At 44.4% G+C, this 19,848-nt stretch carries 18 protein-coding genes; 13 read left to right on the top strand and 5 right to left on the bottom strand.

The window, feature by feature from the left end:
* Positions 1-9: 9 nt before the first annotated feature.
* Positions 10-1,362, bottom strand: coding sequence for an FMN-binding protein (locus CEQ32_RS08885; RefSeq protein WP_088586968.1), 1,353 nt, complete (start codon positions 1,360-1,362; stop codon positions 10-12).
* Between the two features lie 315 nt (positions 1,363-1,677).
* On the opposite strand from CEQ32_RS08885, the gene CEQ32_RS08890 reads away from it, so the two are divergent.
* The 3 genes from CEQ32_RS08890 (at position 1,678) to CEQ32_RS08900 (ending at position 5,218) form a co-directional block, all read left to right on the top strand.
* Positions 1,678-2,676 carry an FAD:protein FMN transferase gene (locus tag CEQ32_RS08890; RefSeq protein WP_224020850.1) on the top strand — a complete coding sequence of 333 codons (999 nt, stop codon included), beginning with the start codon at positions 1,678-1,680 and terminating at the stop codon, positions 2,674-2,676.
* A 162-nt stretch (positions 2,677-2,838) separates the two neighbouring features.
* Positions 2,839-4,608 (top strand): PhnD/SsuA/transferrin family substrate-binding protein, encoded by a 1,770-nt coding sequence (locus CEQ32_RS08895; protein ID WP_088585874.1) that lies wholly within the window; start codon positions 2,839-2,841, stop codon positions 4,606-4,608.
* A gap of 10 nt (positions 4,609-4,618) precedes the next feature.
* Positions 4,619-5,218: a response regulator transcription factor gene (locus CEQ32_RS08900; protein WP_037425499.1), complete on the top strand. Its 600-nt coding sequence runs from the start codon at positions 4,619-4,621 to the stop codon at positions 5,216-5,218.
* A 94-nt stretch (positions 5,219-5,312) separates the two neighbouring features.
* Here CEQ32_RS08900 and CEQ32_RS08905 read toward each other — a convergent pair whose 3' ends face one another.
* Positions 5,313-6,095, bottom strand: coding sequence for a TetR/AcrR family transcriptional regulator (locus CEQ32_RS08905; protein WP_037425496.1), 783 nt, complete (start codon positions 6,093-6,095; stop codon positions 5,313-5,315).
* 337 nt (positions 6,096-6,432) lie between these two features.
* On the opposite strand from CEQ32_RS08905, the gene CEQ32_RS08915 reads away from it, so the two are divergent.
* The 5 genes from CEQ32_RS08915 to CEQ32_RS08935 all read left to right on the top strand — a co-directional run bounded on the left by CEQ32_RS08915 (position 6,433) and on the right by CEQ32_RS08935 (position 11,606).
* Positions 6,433-7,953: a flavocytochrome c gene (locus CEQ32_RS08915; RefSeq protein ID WP_088585876.1), complete on the top strand. Its 1,521-nt coding sequence runs from the start codon at positions 6,433-6,435 to the stop codon at positions 7,951-7,953.
* 3 nt (positions 7,954-7,956) lie between these two features.
* Positions 7,957-8,328, top strand: coding sequence for a cytochrome c3 family protein (locus tag CEQ32_RS08920; protein ID WP_088585877.1), 372 nt, complete (start codon positions 7,957-7,959; stop codon positions 8,326-8,328).
* 38 nt (positions 8,329-8,366) lie between these two features.
* On the top strand, positions 8,367-9,500 hold the full coding sequence (locus CEQ32_RS08925) for a membrane protein (RefSeq protein ID WP_037425559.1): 1,134 nt from the start codon (positions 8,367-8,369) through the stop codon (positions 9,498-9,500).
* Positions 9,501-9,609: 109 nt separating this feature from the next.
* Positions 9,610-10,692 (top strand): hypothetical protein, encoded by a 1,083-nt coding sequence (locus CEQ32_RS08930; RefSeq protein WP_088585878.1) that lies wholly within the window; start codon positions 9,610-9,612, stop codon positions 10,690-10,692.
* 170 nt (positions 10,693-10,862) lie between these two features.
* A complete protein-coding gene (locus CEQ32_RS08935) occupies positions 10,863-11,606 on the top strand; it encodes a cupin (RefSeq protein WP_037425485.1) in 744 nt (247 codons plus the stop codon).
* Between the two features lie 451 nt (positions 11,607-12,057).
* Here the strand turns inward: CEQ32_RS08935 and CEQ32_RS08940 are convergent, their stop codons facing one another.
* From CEQ32_RS08940 to CEQ32_RS08950, 3 genes are read right to left on the bottom strand one after another with little or no spacing between them, the layout of a single operon-like run.
* Positions 12,058-12,390, bottom strand: a complete 333-nt coding sequence (locus tag CEQ32_RS08940; protein ID WP_051714064.1) for a heavy-metal-associated domain-containing protein — start codon at positions 12,388-12,390, stop codon at positions 12,058-12,060.
* Positions 12,387-12,704: a mercuric transporter MerT family protein gene (locus CEQ32_RS08945; protein WP_047540796.1), complete on the bottom strand. Its 318-nt coding sequence runs from the start codon at positions 12,702-12,704 to the stop codon at positions 12,387-12,389. Before CEQ32_RS08945 ends, CEQ32_RS08940 begins: the two co-directional genes overlap by 4 nt.
* A gap of 16 nt (positions 12,705-12,720) precedes the next feature.
* Positions 12,721-13,860 (bottom strand): transglutaminase domain-containing protein, encoded by a 1,140-nt coding sequence (locus CEQ32_RS08950; RefSeq protein ID WP_037425483.1) that lies wholly within the window; start codon positions 13,858-13,860, stop codon positions 12,721-12,723.
* A 459-nt stretch (positions 13,861-14,319) separates the two neighbouring features.
* Here CEQ32_RS08950 and CEQ32_RS08955 point away from each other — a divergent pair, with 459 nt between their 5' ends.
* From CEQ32_RS08955 to CEQ32_RS08980, 5 genes are all read left to right on the top strand, one after another.
* Positions 14,320-15,396, top strand: coding sequence for a porin (locus tag CEQ32_RS08955; RefSeq protein ID WP_088585879.1), 1,077 nt, complete (start codon positions 14,320-14,322; stop codon positions 15,394-15,396).
* 9 nt (positions 15,397-15,405) lie between these two features.
* The gene (locus CEQ32_RS08960; protein WP_037425478.1) at positions 15,406-15,816 is read left to right on the top strand and encodes a phosphate ABC transporter substrate-binding protein; all 411 of its coding nucleotides are present in this window, start codon (positions 15,406-15,408) and stop codon (positions 15,814-15,816) included.
* Positions 15,817-15,860: 44 nt separating this feature from the next.
* Positions 15,861-17,480 carry a methyl-accepting chemotaxis protein gene (locus CEQ32_RS08965; protein WP_055647332.1) on the top strand — a complete coding sequence of 540 codons (1,620 nt, stop codon included), beginning with the start codon at positions 15,861-15,863 and terminating at the stop codon, positions 17,478-17,480.
* Positions 17,481-18,151: 671 nt separating this feature from the next.
* Positions 18,152-18,535 (top strand): RidA family protein, encoded by a 384-nt coding sequence (locus CEQ32_RS08975; RefSeq protein ID WP_055647334.1) that lies wholly within the window; start codon positions 18,152-18,154, stop codon positions 18,533-18,535.
* 22 nt (positions 18,536-18,557) lie between these two features.
* Positions 18,558-19,832, top strand: a complete 1,275-nt coding sequence (locus CEQ32_RS08980; RefSeq protein WP_069454506.1) for a serine dehydratase subunit alpha family protein — start codon at positions 18,558-18,560, stop codon at positions 19,830-19,832.
* The last annotated feature ends 16 nt before the right edge of the window (positions 19,833-19,848 follow it).

Raw genomic sequence — 19,848 nt, forward strand, 5'->3', positions numbered from 1 at the left:
TATCCAATATTACTGAGCAGGTAAGGCATGTTCATTAATCACGCCATCGGCACGCATTTGCTTGTACAACACATCAGCGAGTCGCAGATAGTTATCCCAGGCATCTGAACGCTTAGTAAAGCCGGTTTGGGCGTAACTACCGGTATCACCTGCTGCTGGTAAATCATTAATATTGAACAGCGAACCACCCTCTTTCAGATGCGAAGATAAGGCATCAATCATCACGTTAAATCCGATACGCGCGGGTTCAACATAATTAATCGAGTCATATTTGGATTGGCGATAAAATGCTTTCAATGAGGCGTCTTGGATATCTTTCTTCTCGTCAGCAAAGATTTCATCGTAATGGGCATGGGTAATTTTGTGGCTATTTTTATCAACCACTAACCGCAACATCGCGGTAACGCCTGTCCAGCGACCTTTTTCATCGAGCAATTTTTCGGCTTGCTGATAAAAAAGCGCATCACTTGCCCCCGCTTGAATGCGATTGTGGATCTTCGCGGTCAAAGGGATCATCGATTGTTGGATACTGTTTGAGGCGCCAGCAACAATATCAATACCTTTATATTTTAATCGGTTAGGCTCGCTGAGCTGGTTGCCTAACTTAGGATCGTAGTGAGGATTTAACTCAAAGGTAAGTTGGTCTTTTTCCATCATTAACTTTTCCATGGTTAATGCGGATTGAACCCATGCAGTGCCTTTCTTTTTGCCCATGGAGAAATTGTATTCAGACATACGCTTAGGCACATTTTGGTAAAGGCGGGTATAGTAATTCGGACGACCACTTTCATTAAACTCGGCCAGGATCACATCCTGAAGGTTATTTGAATCCACTACCACCAACATGCTACCCATATGCCCTTGACGGAAACGGGCTTCTTCAAAGTAGTAATCACCTTTCACTAAGCCTAAACGCGGTTGGATAGACCATTTCAGTTTAAAATCATCATCCCCTGTTTGGCTGCGAGCACCCACGCTTTGATATTCAGGCTTACTGCCATCTACACGAGGTAAATCATTGATTGCTTTTAAAATACCATTAGATGAGTAGGTTGCGCCTGAAATAGCATCAATCCCCTCATGACCATTACGGCTCACAATCTCGGGTAGCAAACGCTCAGAATTAAGGTACAGTGACTCGGTTTCTTTATGTGACAGAGTTTTTACCTGAGTGATATTCCCCTGCTCAACCTTAACTTCAAGGGTGATGTCGCTCTTTTTACCCTTACCACTGACATGATGGACGCCATCAATATATTTCCCCTGCGGTGCGGTATTAGCACAACCTGCTAAGGCAAATGTTGCGAATGCAACCGCACTAACCAGCAAACTTTTTTTAAAATGTAATTCAGTTTTCATCATATAACGCTCTTCAACTAATGAACTTGCCGCCAGCATAGACCTCGGAAAGAATTCGACAATTGCGGATAACCGCAATATGCCAACCTCAATTCAAAATAGTTGAGTTAGCTAACACTTTGCTGATTGATTACTGTCATCAACTGAAATTCATGCTACTAATTTAATCGTCATCAAGATGGGGGATGTATGAAATATTTATTATCTTTTACTGTATTAATTTATCTCTTTTTTACGCCAACAATGGCAAATGCGACTTTTTCACCATTCGACTGCAATACCAATGCAACATTTAATTATGAGCACGGAAAAGGCAGTATGAATACGTTAAAATATTTTGGCACTTCCATTACCATTGATATTTATGAGGCAGACAAAAACAAAGCCTACTCAGCATTATGCCATGCACTTAATGTGGTGCAGGAATATCATTATTTAGCATCAAACTTTAGCACTTACCCTGGCTACACCAATATCCAGACTATCAATAACAATCCTGAAAAATTACACCATATCGATGCAAAACTCACCGAATTATTAGCAACCAGTATTGAATGGCATAGCATTACCCAAGGCCGATTTAACGTTGCTTTAGCCCCCGTGTTAGAAGTTTGGCGAAGCTATCGAAAACGTTGCCAACAGGGCGGCACATGCGAACTACCCAGTGATATCGAGTTAGCCAACGCGGCAAAACACATTGATATAAAACAGATAAAACTCGATGTAAACAATAATACCATTCAAATGAAACCAGGAATGAAACTGGATTTAGGCGGTATAGCCAAAGGTTGGATGGTTGAAAAAGTGTATGACCAATTAAAAGCCGATAATATTACTGCCTTTATGATTAATGCTGGTGGAAATATTCGCCATTTTGGCACCCACCCAGATGGCCGCCAATTTATTACAGCAATCGAAAATCCATTAATCCGCAAATATCAACTAGAACATAAAGATAATATCGAGATTAATAGCGGTGATATTTACCATGAAATCATTCAAGGTGAAGATATAACCATTGTATCGAGTGGGAATTATCTCAATTATTACACTGTGAATGGTCAAGAGTATCATCACATTATTGATCCAACGACACTCTATCCGAAAAATGAAGGTATCTCAGTATCGGTTATTATGAAGAATAAACCCATTCTTGCTGATGTGATTTCAACCAGTTTGTTTTTATTACCGATGCCTGAAGCGCAAGCCTTAATAAGGCGTATTGGCGATATTGAAGCGGTATGGTTTCTGGATGAACAAGGCACTAAAATCGCCACCCCACAATTTGAACAATATCGCGCTAAACTCACCCCTTAGGCTAATGTGTGAAGCGGCTCAATACATCAGCAATCACTAATGGGCATAATATGGCCACTATTTTTGGCCATCAGCTCAGCATCGCGCAGCCTATTTTACAGCGATGCTGTAACGTCTTGTTGTGTTAACCACTAAATGAAATCGCCCAGCCTGGATTAAATCATGTATCAATTCTTCACTCGATTAATGTTTATCCTGGCCCTTTTTATCGGCTTTAAGCTGCCAGCCATTGCCGCCGATAGCCATACAAGTGATCCGGTGCGAATAGGCATAATGGCGTTTAATGAACCCGATGAAGTCATGGCCAATTGGCAACCTACTGCTGATTGGCTGAGCCAGCAGTTGCATCGTCCGGTACAACTCACGCCATTAACGCCAACTCAATTAGATGAAGCACTCGCTAAGCAACGTATCGACTTTTTAATTGGCAATGCCCTCACCACGGTCGCATTTAAAAAAAACTATGGTACCAGTCACTTACTCACCCTAGTCCATAACCGCGTGCATTCACCCGAACAAAGCATCGGCTCTGCCATCGTCACGCGAATTGACAACAACCTGAGCCAATGGGCACAACTTAAAGATGAAAAGTTAGTATCAAGCGACCCACAAGCCTTTGGCGGATTTCAAATTTTTGCAGCGACGATGGCAACCAAAGGCATCAATGCCTACCGCGATATTCCCCAGCTGCGCTTTATTGGTTTTCCACAGCAAAAACTATTGCAAATGCTGTTATCGGGTGAGGCTGATGTTGCGATATTACCTAGCTGCGTATTGGAAAATGCACTAGAGCGAGGACTCATTCCAGCGAATAAATTAAAAGTGGTCCTTAAGCAACCGCATCCTGATTTTGCCTGCGAAGTATCCACCCAGTTGTATCCCGGCTATGCCTTAACCAAATTAGGCCATACAGATCATAAACTTGCTACCCAAGTGGTCACCAGCCTGTTGCAAATACCCCCAGAGAGCCAAGCGGCGGTGCAAGGAAGATATCAATATTGGTCGGCTCCCGTGGACGATAGCCCGGTATTTGAACTGTTAAAACAATTAGAGCAATGGCCATTTGTCACTAACTGGCAGCGATTACTGCACAATGCCTTACCTTGGGGTGCAAGCTTCATTTTTGCCTTGCTACTGGGCTATATTCACCACTTAAGGGTTAAACGTTTAGTGGTCAAACGCACCCAAGCCTTATCTGCCGAAATAGCCCATCATCAGCACACCCAAAAAATCTTACTCGAGCAACAACAACAGTTTTATCGCGCCCAACGGGTACTGCTGACGGGCGAAATGGCTTCAGGCATTGCCCACGAGCTTAAACAACCCTTGGCCGGTATTCGCTATCTCACCCAAGGCTGTTTATATCGGCTAGATAGCACCCAAACCGAACTTGCTACCGCGCTCAATAAGGTCATCAACCAAGTCGATAGAGCCCAAACCACAATCCATCGTCTACGCACATTTTGCCAACAAACCAGTGATTACCAGCCCTGTGATTTACGCGCCGTGATAGAAGAAACCTTGACCTTGATGCAACCTGAATTTCAGCGGCTCAAACTCAGCCCTAAAGTCAACTTACAAACCTTACCCGTATTTGCCGATGCCAGTTTGCTCCAGCAAGTGCTGGTGAATTTATTACGCAATGCCCTAGATGCCATGGAAAACAGCCCCCATAAGTCATTGATTATCGACACAGGTACCACAAGCGAAAGCGTCTATATTCATATCACTGACTCGGGTTGCGGCCTGAGTGATAACGCCCTCGAACGCTTATTCTTTCCCTTTGAAACATCAAAACCCCAAGGGCTTGGCCTAGGCATGGTTATCTGCAAACGCATTATTGAGGAACACAAAGGCAAAATTGAAGCACAGCACGCCGCGCCGGGGTTAACGGTAAAAGTCACCCTGCCACTCAACCAGCCATCAGTTTAAGAGAGCTCAAATGACACCACTTTACCTTGTAGATGATGATCAAGATGTACTGGATTCGTTAAGCTGGATGCTTGAAGGGATGGGGCTTAACTGCAAAGGCTTTAACGCTGCGGATACGTTTTTAAAAAGCGTTGATATCAAGCAACCCGCCGTACTTTTGCTCGACATCAAAATGCCAGGTATGGACGGCGTGGCACTGCTAAGCCATTTAAATCAAGTGCAAAGTGTAATCAGCGTCATCATGCTCACCGGTCACGGCACCATTGCCATGGCCGTAGACTGCATCCAACAGGGCGCACTCAACTTTCTTGAAAAACCGGTTGATGGTGAGAAGCTATTTCAGCTTTTAACCCAAGCCCAACAACATACTGAGCAAAAATGGCATCAACAAAATTTGCAATCAGACATTGCCAATCGACTCGCCACCCTCAGCCAGCGTGAAACGCAGGTGATGGAAGGCATACTGGCAGGGAAAATGAACAAAGTCATTGCAGCGGAGCTAGATATCGCGCAGCGAACCATTGAGTTGCATAGGCAAAAAGTCATGCAAAAAATGCAGGTGAGTAACGCCGCCGAACTTGCTTGGTTGCTAGCCAATCATAAATTTTGAAATTAAGCTTATGATTTAATGAGCCTAATTCTTAGTCGCAGTGAGACAAAGCTCGCTCACTGCGAGTGGAATAAAACCCGAATTGCAGGACGCCCTAACCACACTGACGAGTACAGGGAGATAATGCCTTGGTGTCGGTATTTGATAGCGCGCTACAGGCTGCGCAGGTCATATGGTCACGATAATGTTGGTCAAAAAACTTGATGGTTCTGGCCTCTAACGAATCAAACAGCGCAAAGGTTAAAGGCGTTTTCCAATCGTATCGCGCCATCAGGTTTGCCAAATGTCGATAACAGGTTTCACGGCGATCAGATAAGAACTCAGGCGCAATCAATTGACTTTCAAATTGTGTCAGAGCTCCCGTTAGATAAAAGGTAATTCCTTGAACTAATTCTTTTATTTGTAATGGAGTGGCGACTAATTCACCATTCTCAACCGCTAAATGTAATGAGTCTGTAAACCAACTCCAAAAAGCATTAATACGTTTTTTAAAACGTTCAACTTTTTCATCACTCGCCAATTTCCAAACCATGGTATTTACCGACACCGAACGCAGCGTAAAAAAGCTACTACTGCGCTTAATGGTTTCAAAGGTAAATAATATCGGTAAAAGCACTTTCTCTTGTGCAGTTAACTCTGGATTCTTATGGATAAATATCGGTAAGTGATTTGATGTTGCACTTCTTAAAAATAAACAAACCAACACATCTTCTTTACGTTCAAAAAACTTATATAAAGTACCTGTAGAACATCCAACCTCATGTGCCAGCTGGGAAAACTTAAATGATACAATACCTTGTGATTCAATCAGCCTTTCAGCCGCATCCAATATTTGATTACAACGTAAAATAGAGAGTGAATCAGATGGACATTTCATTCATTTATTCCAACATACGTAAAAAGTACATTATGTGTTGCTAACAAATAATATTTATAGACAGTAAATAGTTAATCGGGATAAAGGTCACATCCAAACCTCTTAAATACCAACCTTTGTGAGTTACCTCAAACTTACATTTTATCAACAGCATACTTTCATAGATTAAATTATCTTCATCTCGTTCGTTATTAAAGCAATCTACTTCAAAGAAAAGATATTCACGAGATAACTCACGAATAAAATTGTCACTGAAAAAAAGTCGTGACTCACTTCTCCTTAGGCGCGGTTCATAACCTCTATCTTGCTGATAACTGACATAGAGGGTTAACAAAAAATGCATGATAGAAGAAGTTTTTTAAAGCTAGGTGCAGGCGCAGCGGTCGGTGGTATCGCAGCGGCACTACCAAGTGCAGCATCAGCCACTGAATGCGCCTCAAACATTAAATGGGATGAAACTCGCGATGTGATTGTCGTGGGTTCGGGTTTTGCGGGTCTGTCATCCGCACTAAATGCTAAGCGTCAAGGTCTAGGCTCGATACTGGTATTAGAAAAAATGCAGGTGATCGGGGGCAACTCTGCGATCAACGGTGGCTGGTTAGCTATCCCTAAAAACCCAATTCAATTAGCTCAAGGGATCAACGATGACTCGCCCGAAGAGCTGGTGAAGGATCAAATCATTTCTGGCCGCGGTATGCAAAATACCGACATGCTGCGACAAATTGCCAATCGCGCCCTCGATGCCTACCAATTGTGTATCGACACTGGCGTCAAATTCCGCGAAGGCTTTAACCAACAAGTGGGTGGCCACAATAAAGCACGTGCTATCCGCACTCAGCACGGTGTCGGTGGCGATATCACCACTAAACTGTACGAAGCAGGTAAAAAAGAAGGCGTTGAATACCGTTTACAACACTATGTTGAAGACTTCATCATGGATGGCCAAGAGATTGTTGGCTTGAAAGTGCGTCAAAATTATCGCTTTCCGGATCTCAAAACCGGTAAAACGATCTACATCAAAGCCAATAAGGCCGTTATCCTTGCCCACGGTGGTTTCTCACGTAACTTAGTACTACGTGAACTGGTCGACCCTGCATTAGATAAAACCTTAGATTGTACCAATGCACTCGGCGCAACTGGCGAAGTCACGCTAACGGCTATGGCCCACGGTGCTTTTCCGGTTCATATGAGCTTTATTCAAACAGGTCACTGGGGCTCGCCCGATGAAGGCGGCTTTGGCTGGTCAAATGCTCTGCTCTCGATTGGTTTCCATAAAGGAATTTCAGTCAATGTGTTAGACGGTAAGCGTTTTATGAATGAACGCGCCGATAGAAAAACCTGCTCCGATGCCATTATGAAAAACCGTCATCCAGATGGCTCACCCGCCTATCCCGTGGTGTTTTTTAACCATGACGATCATGTTGGTGCAGAAGAAGTGACCCGCGCAGTGCGTGACCAAATCGCTTGGAAAGTAGATAGCCTTGAGCAATTAGCTAAGCAATTCAATATTCCAGTTGCACAGCTCAAACAAACCGTTGCCGAGTACAACAAGCAAGTGCCCCAGCGCATCGACCCTTTATTTGGCCGCATGATGGATACGGCAGTTGAGCTTAAACCGCCGTTTATTGTGTCGCGTATTTGGCCAAAAGTGCACTACTGCATGGGCGGCTTAAAAACCGATTTAGGTGCGCGAGTCATACACAGCCAGTCACTGACCTCCATCAAAAAGCTCTATGCCGTCGGCGAAGCGACAGGCGGAACTCACGGTGGAACCCGTTTAAGTTCAACAGCTTGTCTAGAGTGCTTAACGATGGGAATTATCGTTGCTGAAACCATCAAATCTGACATGCAGGCCTAAATCATGATGAAAACATTACTACTCACACTCGTTGTTGCAACTCTGTTCACTGGCGCAGCCAATGCCGGAGACCTCGTCAAGATGAAAGGCAGCACCCAAGGCAGAACCAACCACGAATTTATCTACCAAGATGGTTGTAAAGGGTGTCACCAAGGTTCGGGTAAACAAAATGCCACCGATGCGGCCTGCGTTGAATGTCATGGCGAAATTACCAGTATTGCGGTGGATGAGTCCAAGCTTGCCATCCCTGAAGCCCATCCACACAAATCACTGCACTACAACGAAGGCGCCAGCTGCTTAGCCTGTCACAGCGAGCATGAGAAAAAGGCTCCAGTGTGCGCTGAGTGTCACCGCACTTGGTTCAAAGAAATGTAATTTAATTTTTATAATACAAAAACTTAAGAAAGGTAATGATGATGAAAAAATCCACCCGGTTTATGTTGTCCATGGTGGCAACCGCTATCGCACTATCTCAAACTAACGCCTTTGCCGCAGAGCAAGAAGATGGCATCAATGTTGGCGGCGCCGTGCGCGTTAACTATGGCTATCGCGATTATGATGAAAAATCGAAGGATAAAGGCGGCGACTTTAACTTCGACATGGCCGCGATTAAATTTGATGGTAAAAAAGGCGATTTCGGTTTAGCGGCGGAATACCGTTTTACCTCAGGCACTAACTACATCAAGTATGGTTATGGCTACTACAACATTGATCCAGACTGGCAACTGCAATTTGGTATCAACAAAGTGCCCTTTGGTAACCGCGAGTTTATCTCTAACAGTTGGTGGTTTGGTCTGCCTTACTATTTAGGCTTTGAAGATGACCATGACATCGGCTTAAAAGCGACCTATGAGAAAAACGGCTGGCACACGGATTTAGCGTTTTATAAAAATGCCGAATACGGCCCAACCGAAAACAAGCGTTATTCAACTGACTTGTATACCGGCACCATCAATGGCACTGAATACAACAACGAAGAAACCAACCAACTCAACGTGCGCCAAACCTACACCGCCGAATACGAAGGTGGCGCAACCACTTTTGGTGGCTCAGTACAGGTCGGCCAAATCTACAACAGCAAAACCGGTAATAATGGCGACCGCTATGCCGTCGCACTGCATGTAGACAGCAGCTACAACGGCTGGAACCTACAAATGCAAGCCATGCAGTATGAATACAATGCTGCAGATGCTATCGACGACAACAAAATTGGCGTATCGGTGGTGAGCTGGCAGTACGAAATCGCCTCAAAAGGCCAAGCCTATAACATCAACATTGCCAAAACGGTTAACACAGATTGGGGCAGCATTAAGTTTTATAACGACTTTGGTTTAATGACGCCTGATGTTGATGACGATAGCTACGACAACAGCATGCAAAACGTCACCGGTATGGCGATTTCTGCTGGCCCAACTTACACCATGATTGACTTTGTCATGGGTAAAAACATGACCTTCTCGACCGCCAATAACGACCACGTTGGCCTACCAGAAGTCGGTAACGATTGGGATAAACGTATCAACATCAACTTTGGTTACTACTTCTAATATTTGCGCAGTTTAGGACGTCCCTCCTCCCTGCCGTTTTAGACTGCTATACCTTTTTTTGCCCTATTCGTTAGGGCTTTTTTTATGCTTTTTTCTTATAGAGTGAACGATGAAACTACAATATTTACCTACACTTGCTGTTTATTTTATCTGTTCATCCTCACTGTATGCCGCCGATGTGCAATTAGGCGGCTTTATTAAGGCCAACACTCGCTTTGTTGAAGGAAATCTAGCCTTTCAAGACAGTTGGACAGGTGGAGGCAAAGTTGTTGAGCACAGCAAACGCACCCAATTTGGCGCCCAAGAAAGCCGCTTTAATTTGACACTCAACACCGATGAGGCCAAAGCCTTTGCCGAAATCGATTTTGTTGGCTCCAGCCAAGGAAATCCGATTATCTCCAACTCCTACAGTCCACGGCTTAGGCATGCCTATATCAGTTATCAAGGCATCACCGCCGGGCAAACCTGGTCAACCTTAGTCAATACCAGTACCTTTGCCGAAACAGCCGATTTAGGCGGGCCATTAGTTGGACAAGCCATGGTAAGACAAGCACTTATCCGCTATAGCACCGAACAATGGCAATTCGCCCTCGAAAATCCCTACACCTACGGCACCCAAGCCCAAACGGATGGGCTAACCAGCATTACAGCAGCCAAACCTGACTGGATTGATACCAGCCATGACTACATCCCAGATATGATTGCCCGCTACAACCAATCCGGCGAGTGGGGCAATGTGTCTCTCTCAGGCTTAGTGCGTTATTTAGATCCAGCGGGCACTTCGCAATGGGCTGGCGGGCTCTCCCTTGCTGCCAAACTCTTTACCTTTGGCCAAGATGATCTGCGCCTACAATTGCACTACGGCCACCTAGGTCGTTATGTCGGCACCGACGCTGCGCGCGATATTATTGAAGGAGAATTAGAAACCTCGACATCAGCCATGTTTGCCTACAGGCACTTTTGGACTGACTACACCCGCTCGACACTCTTTTTTGGACACACAAGCACTGAGAGAGAACAAACGGATCGCAGCCACGTTGGTGTGAATCTGTTTACCAATTTAACCCAAGCACTCACCCTAGGTATTGAAGTGGGCCGCTATCAAATTGAGGATAACAACAGCTCAGCCCATCCCTATGCGCAGCAGGGAATGGCCAACTATGCCCAGCTCAGCATGCAATTGCAGCTGTAAAGCGGCTCAGACGGTAAGATTATTCGCGAGTAGAGTCACGAATAAGTTTGCCACTCAAAATATGCCGTGATCCAATTCACCTTTACCATCAACCAATCACTTTATTGTTAGTCACGTAACAAAATAACCAACACAATATCGCCATTAAGCGATGTAAAAATAGGATTGGAATGATGAAATTAAAAATGCTTTTCGGATTAGCCGCACTAACGTCTACAGCGGTTATGGCTCAAGGCCCACAATGTAACCATGCGCAACTGCCCTATCAACAAATGACGCCAGTGCCGTACGACAGCACGCCCTATGTGCCGCAAAACACCATGCCAGAGCAGTGCAGCAACCCAGAAATCGAAGCCTACATTGCCGATTGGGAAGCAGGCAAAATCGACTTTAACACCATCAAACCCAATGACAGCATTGCTGCAGACCAACGTTTTTGTAAAACCTTGGATGACCACGGTAACGTACTCGAAGCCAAAAACTGCGATCCTAAAAACTCACCAGTGGGTTATATCTGGAAAGAACTCTCAGACAGCCCAATGGTTATCGGTATCACCAATGGTTTGAAATCCGACCATGAGCCACATTTCCATGGTCAACCAGAGTGTTACTACGTGGTCAACGGCACCAGTAAAACACTGGCAAACAATAAATTTGAAACCTTAGCAAAAGGTCAGTACTTCTATATTCCTGGTGCCCATATTCACAACACCCCAATCCTCAATAAAGAAGGTTTAGGTGTGTTTTACTGGTATCCAAACAACGCCCACTTTGATGGATTTAAATACTACTGGCGTAAAGATGTGAAAAACCTACGCGTGGCCGAAGAAGCCTTCGACCGTGTAGATGCCATCCGCAAACGCGACTTAGATTTAGGCCCATACGGCACCAACGAAGCCTTCTTCAAAAAATGATTTAAAAAACCGAAGTAAAACGCTTCAAAAAAAGGGGTTAACACTCAACTGTTAACCCCTTGCCATTCCCCGCTAGCACGATAGTTAACATCTGCAATCCCTAATAAAACTCGTCAACCCAAGCTGTGCGCCTTAATATAAAGCCGCTTAAATGACTTAACTTATTAGGAAATACGCAAAATGGACTTAATATTAACTGTAGCAAGAGCAATCTGAATCGTTTTAAAAAAACCACAACACCACCAGATAAAGCAAGATACGGGTGATAACCAATATTTGCTCCGCGTTGTTAGAAAAACAGCGCCGAATCAATATGAGTTGCACGCCCAAAATCCAGCCTATCAAACGATGTTAGCCACTGACTCAATGAAAACCTTTGCGCGCTTAAAAGCCGTTCTGGAAAGCCAAGATTAGCCTGCTCTAACGACTCACTCGAACGGCTAAAAGTTTCTCAACTCTGCTTTTCAACCTTGTTGATGCTGCCTTTGTATCCAGTGGCATCAACAGCTTTTAGCAGATTGTCGAGGTTATAATCCTCAGCGACTGTCACTACCGCTTGCTCAGTTTTCAAATTGGCTTTGGCCTTAATCACGCCATCGGTTTTGCGCAGGGCTTGATTGACGACGGTAACGCATAATGGGCAAGTCATGCCTTTAACATCGAGTGTGACCAACAGATTGTCTGCCCAAGTGGAGGGCGTAAATCCTAATGATGTGATGGCTAATAGGGTCGATAGTGTGGTTAATCGTGTGGTAAATTCTGTGATACGTGATCGTGGCTTCATTCAAACACCTCAAGCAACCAAGGTAAAACAAAGGGATACAGCTGAAAGGCCAACACAATCGGCACGCTAAGCCAGTAAATGAGCAACATTTGTCCTCGGCTAAACTTGCCGGTACAAAGCGGCTTTTTAGCAAAGTACAAACGCCAAAACCCAAACAAGATAAGCCCGGTTGACAGGATCAACATAGGCACTTGTAACCAACCTAAACTCGATAACCCCGACAGCCCCGCGGCAGAGACGCCAAACACTAAATAGATTAAGGGCGCAATACAACAAAGGCTGGAGGCGATCGCCGCAATCACTGCGGCGGTCATGGTGGCTAACAGCTGTTTAACGCTGTTCGCTTGACTGGTAGTCATAGGCAAATACTTTTGGCTCATAGTAATTGACAGGGTCGCCATCCACTTCAGCGTAAGGGTAACCAAAATTGTTGAGTGGAGTCTGCTCTGCGGCTGGGAATAAGTCAAAGTCACGGCCATAGTTAAAGCCTACCCAATTCATTTCCCAGTTACCAAATAGGTAGTCGTTCACCGCTTGCACAGCAGGGTCGTTATGTTCTTTATTCTCGGTGAGGCGCATTTTAGTCACATCCGCAGGATCGGCGGGTAACCAGCCATAACCAGCAAGGTAGAACATAGCACGGCAATGTTGGCCACCAGTGACATCGGCAACCCCTTTTTCATCAGCACTGCCAAAGGCTTTTTTAGAGTATTTCCCCATCTTGATCGCTTGGCCTAAACGAATACCAAACATCTCACGGGCAGGCACACCCACTGCGCGCATCAGCGCCACAAACACTGAGTTGATATCAGTACATTTTCCACCGAGTTTGCCACTTTCAAGAATCGCTGCCACATCACCATTACCGCAACCTATCACACTGTTATCACGGTACATATTGGCACTCACCCAGTTATAAATGAGTTGTGCTTGTTTGAGTGGTTCGGTCTCTTTACCCACAATCTTATCGGCGGTCTGCTTCACGATACCGTCCACTGGCATATGCTTGGTTGGCTTAAGGTAGATGGCCACTTCAGCAGGATACTCAGGTTTTACTGGCGCGCGATAATGGCTTAACTCGCCGCTTTTAAGGGGTTCCCAATCTTGGGTTTCTATCACTAATTCTAATGTTAAGGTCATTTTACCTTTAGCATCGGGCCAAGTCGCAAACAGGGTTTTGGCGCCATAATGGTTATTAGCACTGATATAAGCATCTTGATAAGTGCCGCTAAAGTTAAGTTTTTCAACCTGTTGAAAGGCCGTGTTTTCGGGTAGCGGCACCCATAACTTCACCACACCGGATGAGCCTTCTGGCGCGACTAATTGATAGGTATTGGTTAAGGTAAAACGGCGACGGCCGCAGGCTTTATCGACCATTGAACTGGCTTGGGTCGACGCCGCCAACACTGGCATCACGGTTCCCGCTGCCGACAAAATCGCTGCACCTTTCAAAAAATCACGCCTTTGCATTAGACATTCCTTATATGGATAAGTATTAGAAAAAAAGAGACCACTAAAGTACTTGATAGCGATTATAGAAAGTCCCATCTGCACCTCAATAGTGTCGTGGATGGGAATGGGATCGATGTACCAAAAAAAACCCTTAAAGAGCACATAAATGCAAGAACAGTTAAGATAAGTGGGACATTTTGTCGCAAAGGTATTGCGTTTAGTGGTCGGTCAATTCAGTACTCTTAAAAACGTTGTCACACATTACTTATCCATGTTTGGCTCGACAGCCTCTTAACTGATGCATGGTCAAAATGACTAAACACCAAATAAATCAAAATCAAAGTAAAAAAGCCCTGAAGCTCTGCCGGAAAATGAAACTTAGACGTGATTGTTGCAAAATTGTTCCAAAAATAATGGTAAAAAACCACATTCATTCTAGGCTTAAAAATGCACATACCTTACAAAGTAGGTTTATCTATGAAACATAAACTGTTATTCAGTCTCTGTTCTCTCTTACTTGCCACCAGTGCCCAAGCCGAAGTGAATATTTCAGGTTTTGCCTCAGTGGTTGCGGGTAGAGTAATAGATGGCACTGGCGTTGCAGAGTTTGACCTTGGCCCAACCTTCCTAGCTGATTATCCACTCGTGGGCGCATACGATGAAGATATCAGCTTTAAACCCGACACACTTTTTGGTATTCAATTTTCAGCCGATTTACTTGAAGGATTATCCGCCACTGCTCAGGTGGTTTCCCGAGGTGCCGATGACTTTTCAGCCGATTTTGAGTGGGCCTATTTATCCTACGAATTAAATGAACACTGGACGGTACAAGGCGGTAAAAAAAGACTGCCACTCTATTATTACAGTGACTTTTTCGACGTGGGATATGCCTATCCTTGGATCCGTCCACCAGCAGATAACTACACATGGCAAGTCTTTAACTACACGGGTGTCAGCGCATTATATAACTATTTAATGGGTGAATGGACTATGTCAGGACAGGTCTATTACGGCAGTGAAGATAGTGACCCCAATAAATTACTTTCTGATTTCTTCTTCCTAGAGAACACCCGTGAAGTTTGGAAAGATATTGGCGGCATCGTAGTACAATTTAACCGTGACTGGTTGGATATTCGCTTAACCCATATGCAATATACCAATGAACGTTATATTGGCGGTGTACAACAAGAATGGAATGGCAATAAACAAAGAACAGGTAAATTTTACGGCTTATCGGTCAATATCGATTATAACAACTTCTTATTTTTATCTGAGCTGAATAGATTGGATCTAGATGGCAGTAATCTAGACACTTATCTCGTCACATTGGGATACCGCATAAAATCTGTTATGCCTTATGTCTCGTATTCTGACTTTAATGATGGTGAAGGTGGTGAAGTCCATCACACCACTTCTGCGGGTATACGTTGGGATTTCCATCCCTCTGCCGCCTTTAAAATTCAATACGATGATGTAAAAGATGAAGGCGGCCCAGGCATGAAGGTCGCGGGAGACTCGCAATCCATCAGCCTCGGCGTTGACTTGGTATTTTAGGAGAGAGACATGAAAAAATTACTTTGCTCAATCCTACTTAGCTTAGTATCAATGCCCATTTGGGCAGGCGTGGTGGTAATTGTTCATCCGAGCAATGGCGATACTATTGATCAAAAAGCGATAGAAAACATTTATCTAGGAAAAACAAAAACCTTCCCTAACGGTGCCTCCGCTGTTCCAGTGAATTTGGACAGTGCCGTACCATTAAGGGAAACCTTTGACTCAAAAGTCTTAGGTAAATCATCGAGTCAACTCAAATCCTATTGGTCACAAAAAGTATTTACCGGTAAAGGAACACCGCCCAAAGAAGTCACTAGTGGGGCAGAAATGATTAAACTTGTTTCTTCAAACCCCAATATTATTGGCTATATTGATAGTAGTGAGGCCAATGATTCGGTCAAAGTGGTTGCCGAATTTTAAGTTGGTGTGCCGGAGTATACTCCGGCACCTTTTGGGGGCTGATAATGAATTTTTTTAACAACGTTTCTATTTTTAAAAAAGTTGGCGCAATTTTTATTTTAGCTGTCGTTATATTCACATTAAATTTAAGCATTAGTGTTATTTCAATTAATAAAAATCGCGCAACGCTTAATTATATGGAGCAACAAGTTTATCAAAGAGTAGAGTTAGCCAATCAAAACGTATTTTTTGTGCAACGACTCGATGAACTTTATACCCAATCGGTTTCCTTTGCAGATGAAGATTTATTGACCAACGCGGAAAATATGTACGAGTCAGTTCGTAAGAATCTACAACAGCTTGATAGCGTTGATCCCTCGCAGGCAACTCAGTTAAACGGCTTATCTAATAAACTCACCCGCTACAATGACATGACGCTAAAGCTAGCTAAAGGCATGCTGGCTGGGACTATCGATATGGCAAATATTGGCCAAATCAGCCAAGAAAAGTCCCAAGCCTTTGAAGCGGTTCTCAATGAGGTACAAGCCTACAAACAGAGTAAAATCATTGAGTTTAAACAAGCGATCAAAGAAGCCGCAGACAGATCGGAGCAAAGCCTGTGGCTAACGGTGTCCTCTGGTATTGCATTACTTATCGTGATGTTTATTGTGACCATTGCAATTGCTCGCTCGATTAGCTCCGCCGCCCATAGCGTTGCCCGCTCGCTTGAAGAACTCGCTGATGGCAAAGGGGATTTAAATCATCAACTCACTGTTTCTGGCACTGATGAGTTAGGCCAAGTTTCCAGCAACTTCAATCGATTTCTAAGATTACTTGCCGATTCCATCCTCCAAGTAGTGAACGTAACAGACCCGCTGTTAGAGAGTTCACATTCGTTAAAACAGCGGATGGAAGATGCGACTAAAGCGACTCAGCAACAGAGTCAAGATGCGAGTACAGTGCAAGTTTCAATGGAGGATATGCGTCATTCCGTGATTGAAATATCGCAAAATGCTCGACAAGCCGCCAGTGCCGCCCAAGTTGCCGAAAAAGAAGCCATGCAAGGCATGAATGTGGTGCAACGAACCATAGATATCTCCCAAGATCTCAACAAAGGAATCCAAGTTGCTTCAAATTCTATCAATGAGTTAGCTAGAGATACTGAAAATGTCACCTCAATTTTAAATGTGATTACCTCGATTGCAGAACAAACCAATCTGTTAGCGCTAAACGCCGCGATTGAGGCCGCACGTGCGGGTGAACAAGGCCGAGGTTTCGCGGTCGTCGCCGATGAGGTGCGCGCCCTGGCCTCTAAAACCGCCGATGCAACCACTGAAATCCGTCAAGTATTACAAAATCTTAAAACCGCCGCGGTTTCTTCCGTCAATACCATGAATGCCGCCTTAACCAAATCCTCAGAAAATGAAACCAATGCTAAAAATACTGGCCTCGCCTTAAAGTCAATCCAAGAGCAAATCGTCAGTATTAATGGAATGAACACGAATATTGCTTCTGCAACCGAAGAACAAGCTTCTGTCGCCTCTCTCGTTGTAAATAATGTGGTTAGTATGAATGCTTCCTTTGACGAAACCTTACAGATTTTGTCACAGGTGCGAAATGTGTCAGAAGGCTTAGTCGATTTTGCCGATGAACTGAAGAATGCGACTTCGCAGTTTAAGCTTTAGCTTGATTCACACACCTTCAAACAATTTTGAGGGTGTGCTCATTTCTCGGGCATATGGAATGTTTCGAGATTAAATGTTGTTCGTTATGGCAAGATCGTGAAACAAGGAATAACGCCTAGTTATTCTACTTCAATGTCGAGCAGCTCTTATGACAAAAAGTAAGAGTAAGCGTTTGCCTGAATACCCCAAGCTCAGATAAATAAATGTATATCAAACAGCTTATTGCAATGATAACTACGTTCAATGGACTTGCAATAAGCTCACGATTACCGCGTAAACTCACCTTGTAGTGGTCAACTAAATTTGGCAACAGTTTTAGAATCTAGCCAAAATCTTCGCTCGGATTCATTTGGGCTTAATCCTATTAATCCTATTAATCCTATTAATCCTATTAACCCTATTAACCCTATTAATCCTATTAACCCTATTAACCAGAGTTGAGGCTAACGAGGGCATTACCGAGTCATAAAACCGCTATCTAATGCAAATTCATTTGAGTCAAAGCCAAGTTGAGTGTTTCCAACAGTAGCAGCCACAAAACATAACAATCTGATATAGCTAAATAAAAAATACAAAAACTTTCTATGGATACAAAAATATTTGCAATAACGATTGCTCTATCGCCAAAAAATGCAAATAATGTTGCAAATTTAGACTTTGGTGATTCAATCATGAAAAGCATTATTCACGCAGAACACGCGCCTCTGGCCATTGGCCCTTATTCCCACGGCACTCGCTGTAACAACCTTATTTTTACCTCAGGACAACTGCCAGTATGCAAAGACAAAGGTGGCGTGGTTGATGGCGGCATCAGCGAGCAATCGGTGCAATGCCTTGAGAATCTAAAATACGTGCTCGAAGCTGGCGGCGGCAGCATTGAAACCGTACTTAAAACCACTTGTTACTTAAGCGAAATCAGTGATTTTGCCGCTTTTAACGACGTTTATAAAACCTATTTTAAAACCGACTGCCCAGCGCGCAGCTGTTTTGCGGTGAAGGATCTCCCACTGGGTGTCAAAGTGGAAATCGAAGCCATCGCCCACGTTAACGATTAAGCATCTGTAAGGTTGTAGCCCGATGAAACCCCAATGGCAGCAGTATATTCACATCATCAACCAAGTTGTTAAACCTGCTTTAGGCTGCACAGAGCCGATTGCCGCAGCTTACGCGGCGGCGGTTGCACGCACATTGTTGACTGGTGATCCAGACGCAATTGCAGTGCAGGTCTCTGATAATCTGTATAAAAACTCAATGGGCGTCTATGTGCCTGGAACAGGTAAAATAGGTCTTGCAATTGCCGCCGCCGCTGGCGCACTTGCGGGCAATGCCGATGCGGGCTTAGAAGTCCTTGCCAGCGTCACCCCAGAGCAAGTGGCGCAAGCACAAACCCTTATTGATGCGGGTAAAGTAAAAGTCGAGCGTACCGCGACCGATGAATTTATCTATTGCTGTGTGACCTTAACCGCGGGTGAACAAGAAGCCATGGTGAAAATCTGCGGCGGCCATACTTTAATAGCCGAGAAGCGCTTAAATGGTGAGTTAGTATTTACCGCCGATAACGCCCAAGCCAAGGCTACAGGCTCAATCTGCGACGGCGTTGATATCAATATTGAATCGATTTACCGTTTTGCCCAAGAAGTGCCCTTCGAAGAAATCCAATTTATCCTTAAAGCCTCTGAGTTAAATAGCAAATTATCCGATGAAGGTATGTCCAAACCCTATGGATTAGAAGTCGGCCGCACCATGAAAAACGGTATTGCCGCGGGGATTATTGGCGAAGACCTACTCAATAAAATTGTGATGCTAACTGCGGCGGCTTCAGATGCGCGTATGGGCGGCGCTAACCTGCCCGCCATGAGCAATTTAGGCAGTGGTAACCAAGGGATTGCGGCCACGATTCCGGTAGTGATCACGGCTCAGTGTTATAAAGTCAGTGAAGAAAAACTGGCGCGCGCCTTAATTATGAGCCACTTAGGGGCGATTTATATTAAGTCACACTACCCGCCATTATCGGCATTTTGTGGCAATACGGTCACCAGCGCGGCGGCCTCTATGGCGATGGTGTATTTAGCAGGCGGCAGTTTCGAGCAATCCTGCTTTGCGATTCAAAATGTTATCAGCGACAGCTCGGGTATGGTCTGTGATGGTGCGAAAGCCTCCTGCGCTATGAAGGTCAGTACCTCATCGAGTGCGGCGGTGCGCTCCTTCTTAATGGCGCTCAACAGCCAAAACGTTTCTGGGCAAGGCATCATTGCCAAAGATGTTGAGAAGACCATCAAAAACATTGGCAGAATGGTCCTTAATGGTATGTCATCAACAGATGTCACCATTATTAACATCATGTCAGAGTAAGACGGTTATTACTGAT

Source organism: Shewanella sp. FDAARGOS_354 (genome assembly GCF_002209245.2).
GTDB classification, from domain to species: Bacteria; Pseudomonadota; Gammaproteobacteria; order Enterobacterales; family Shewanellaceae; genus Shewanella; species Shewanella xiamenensis.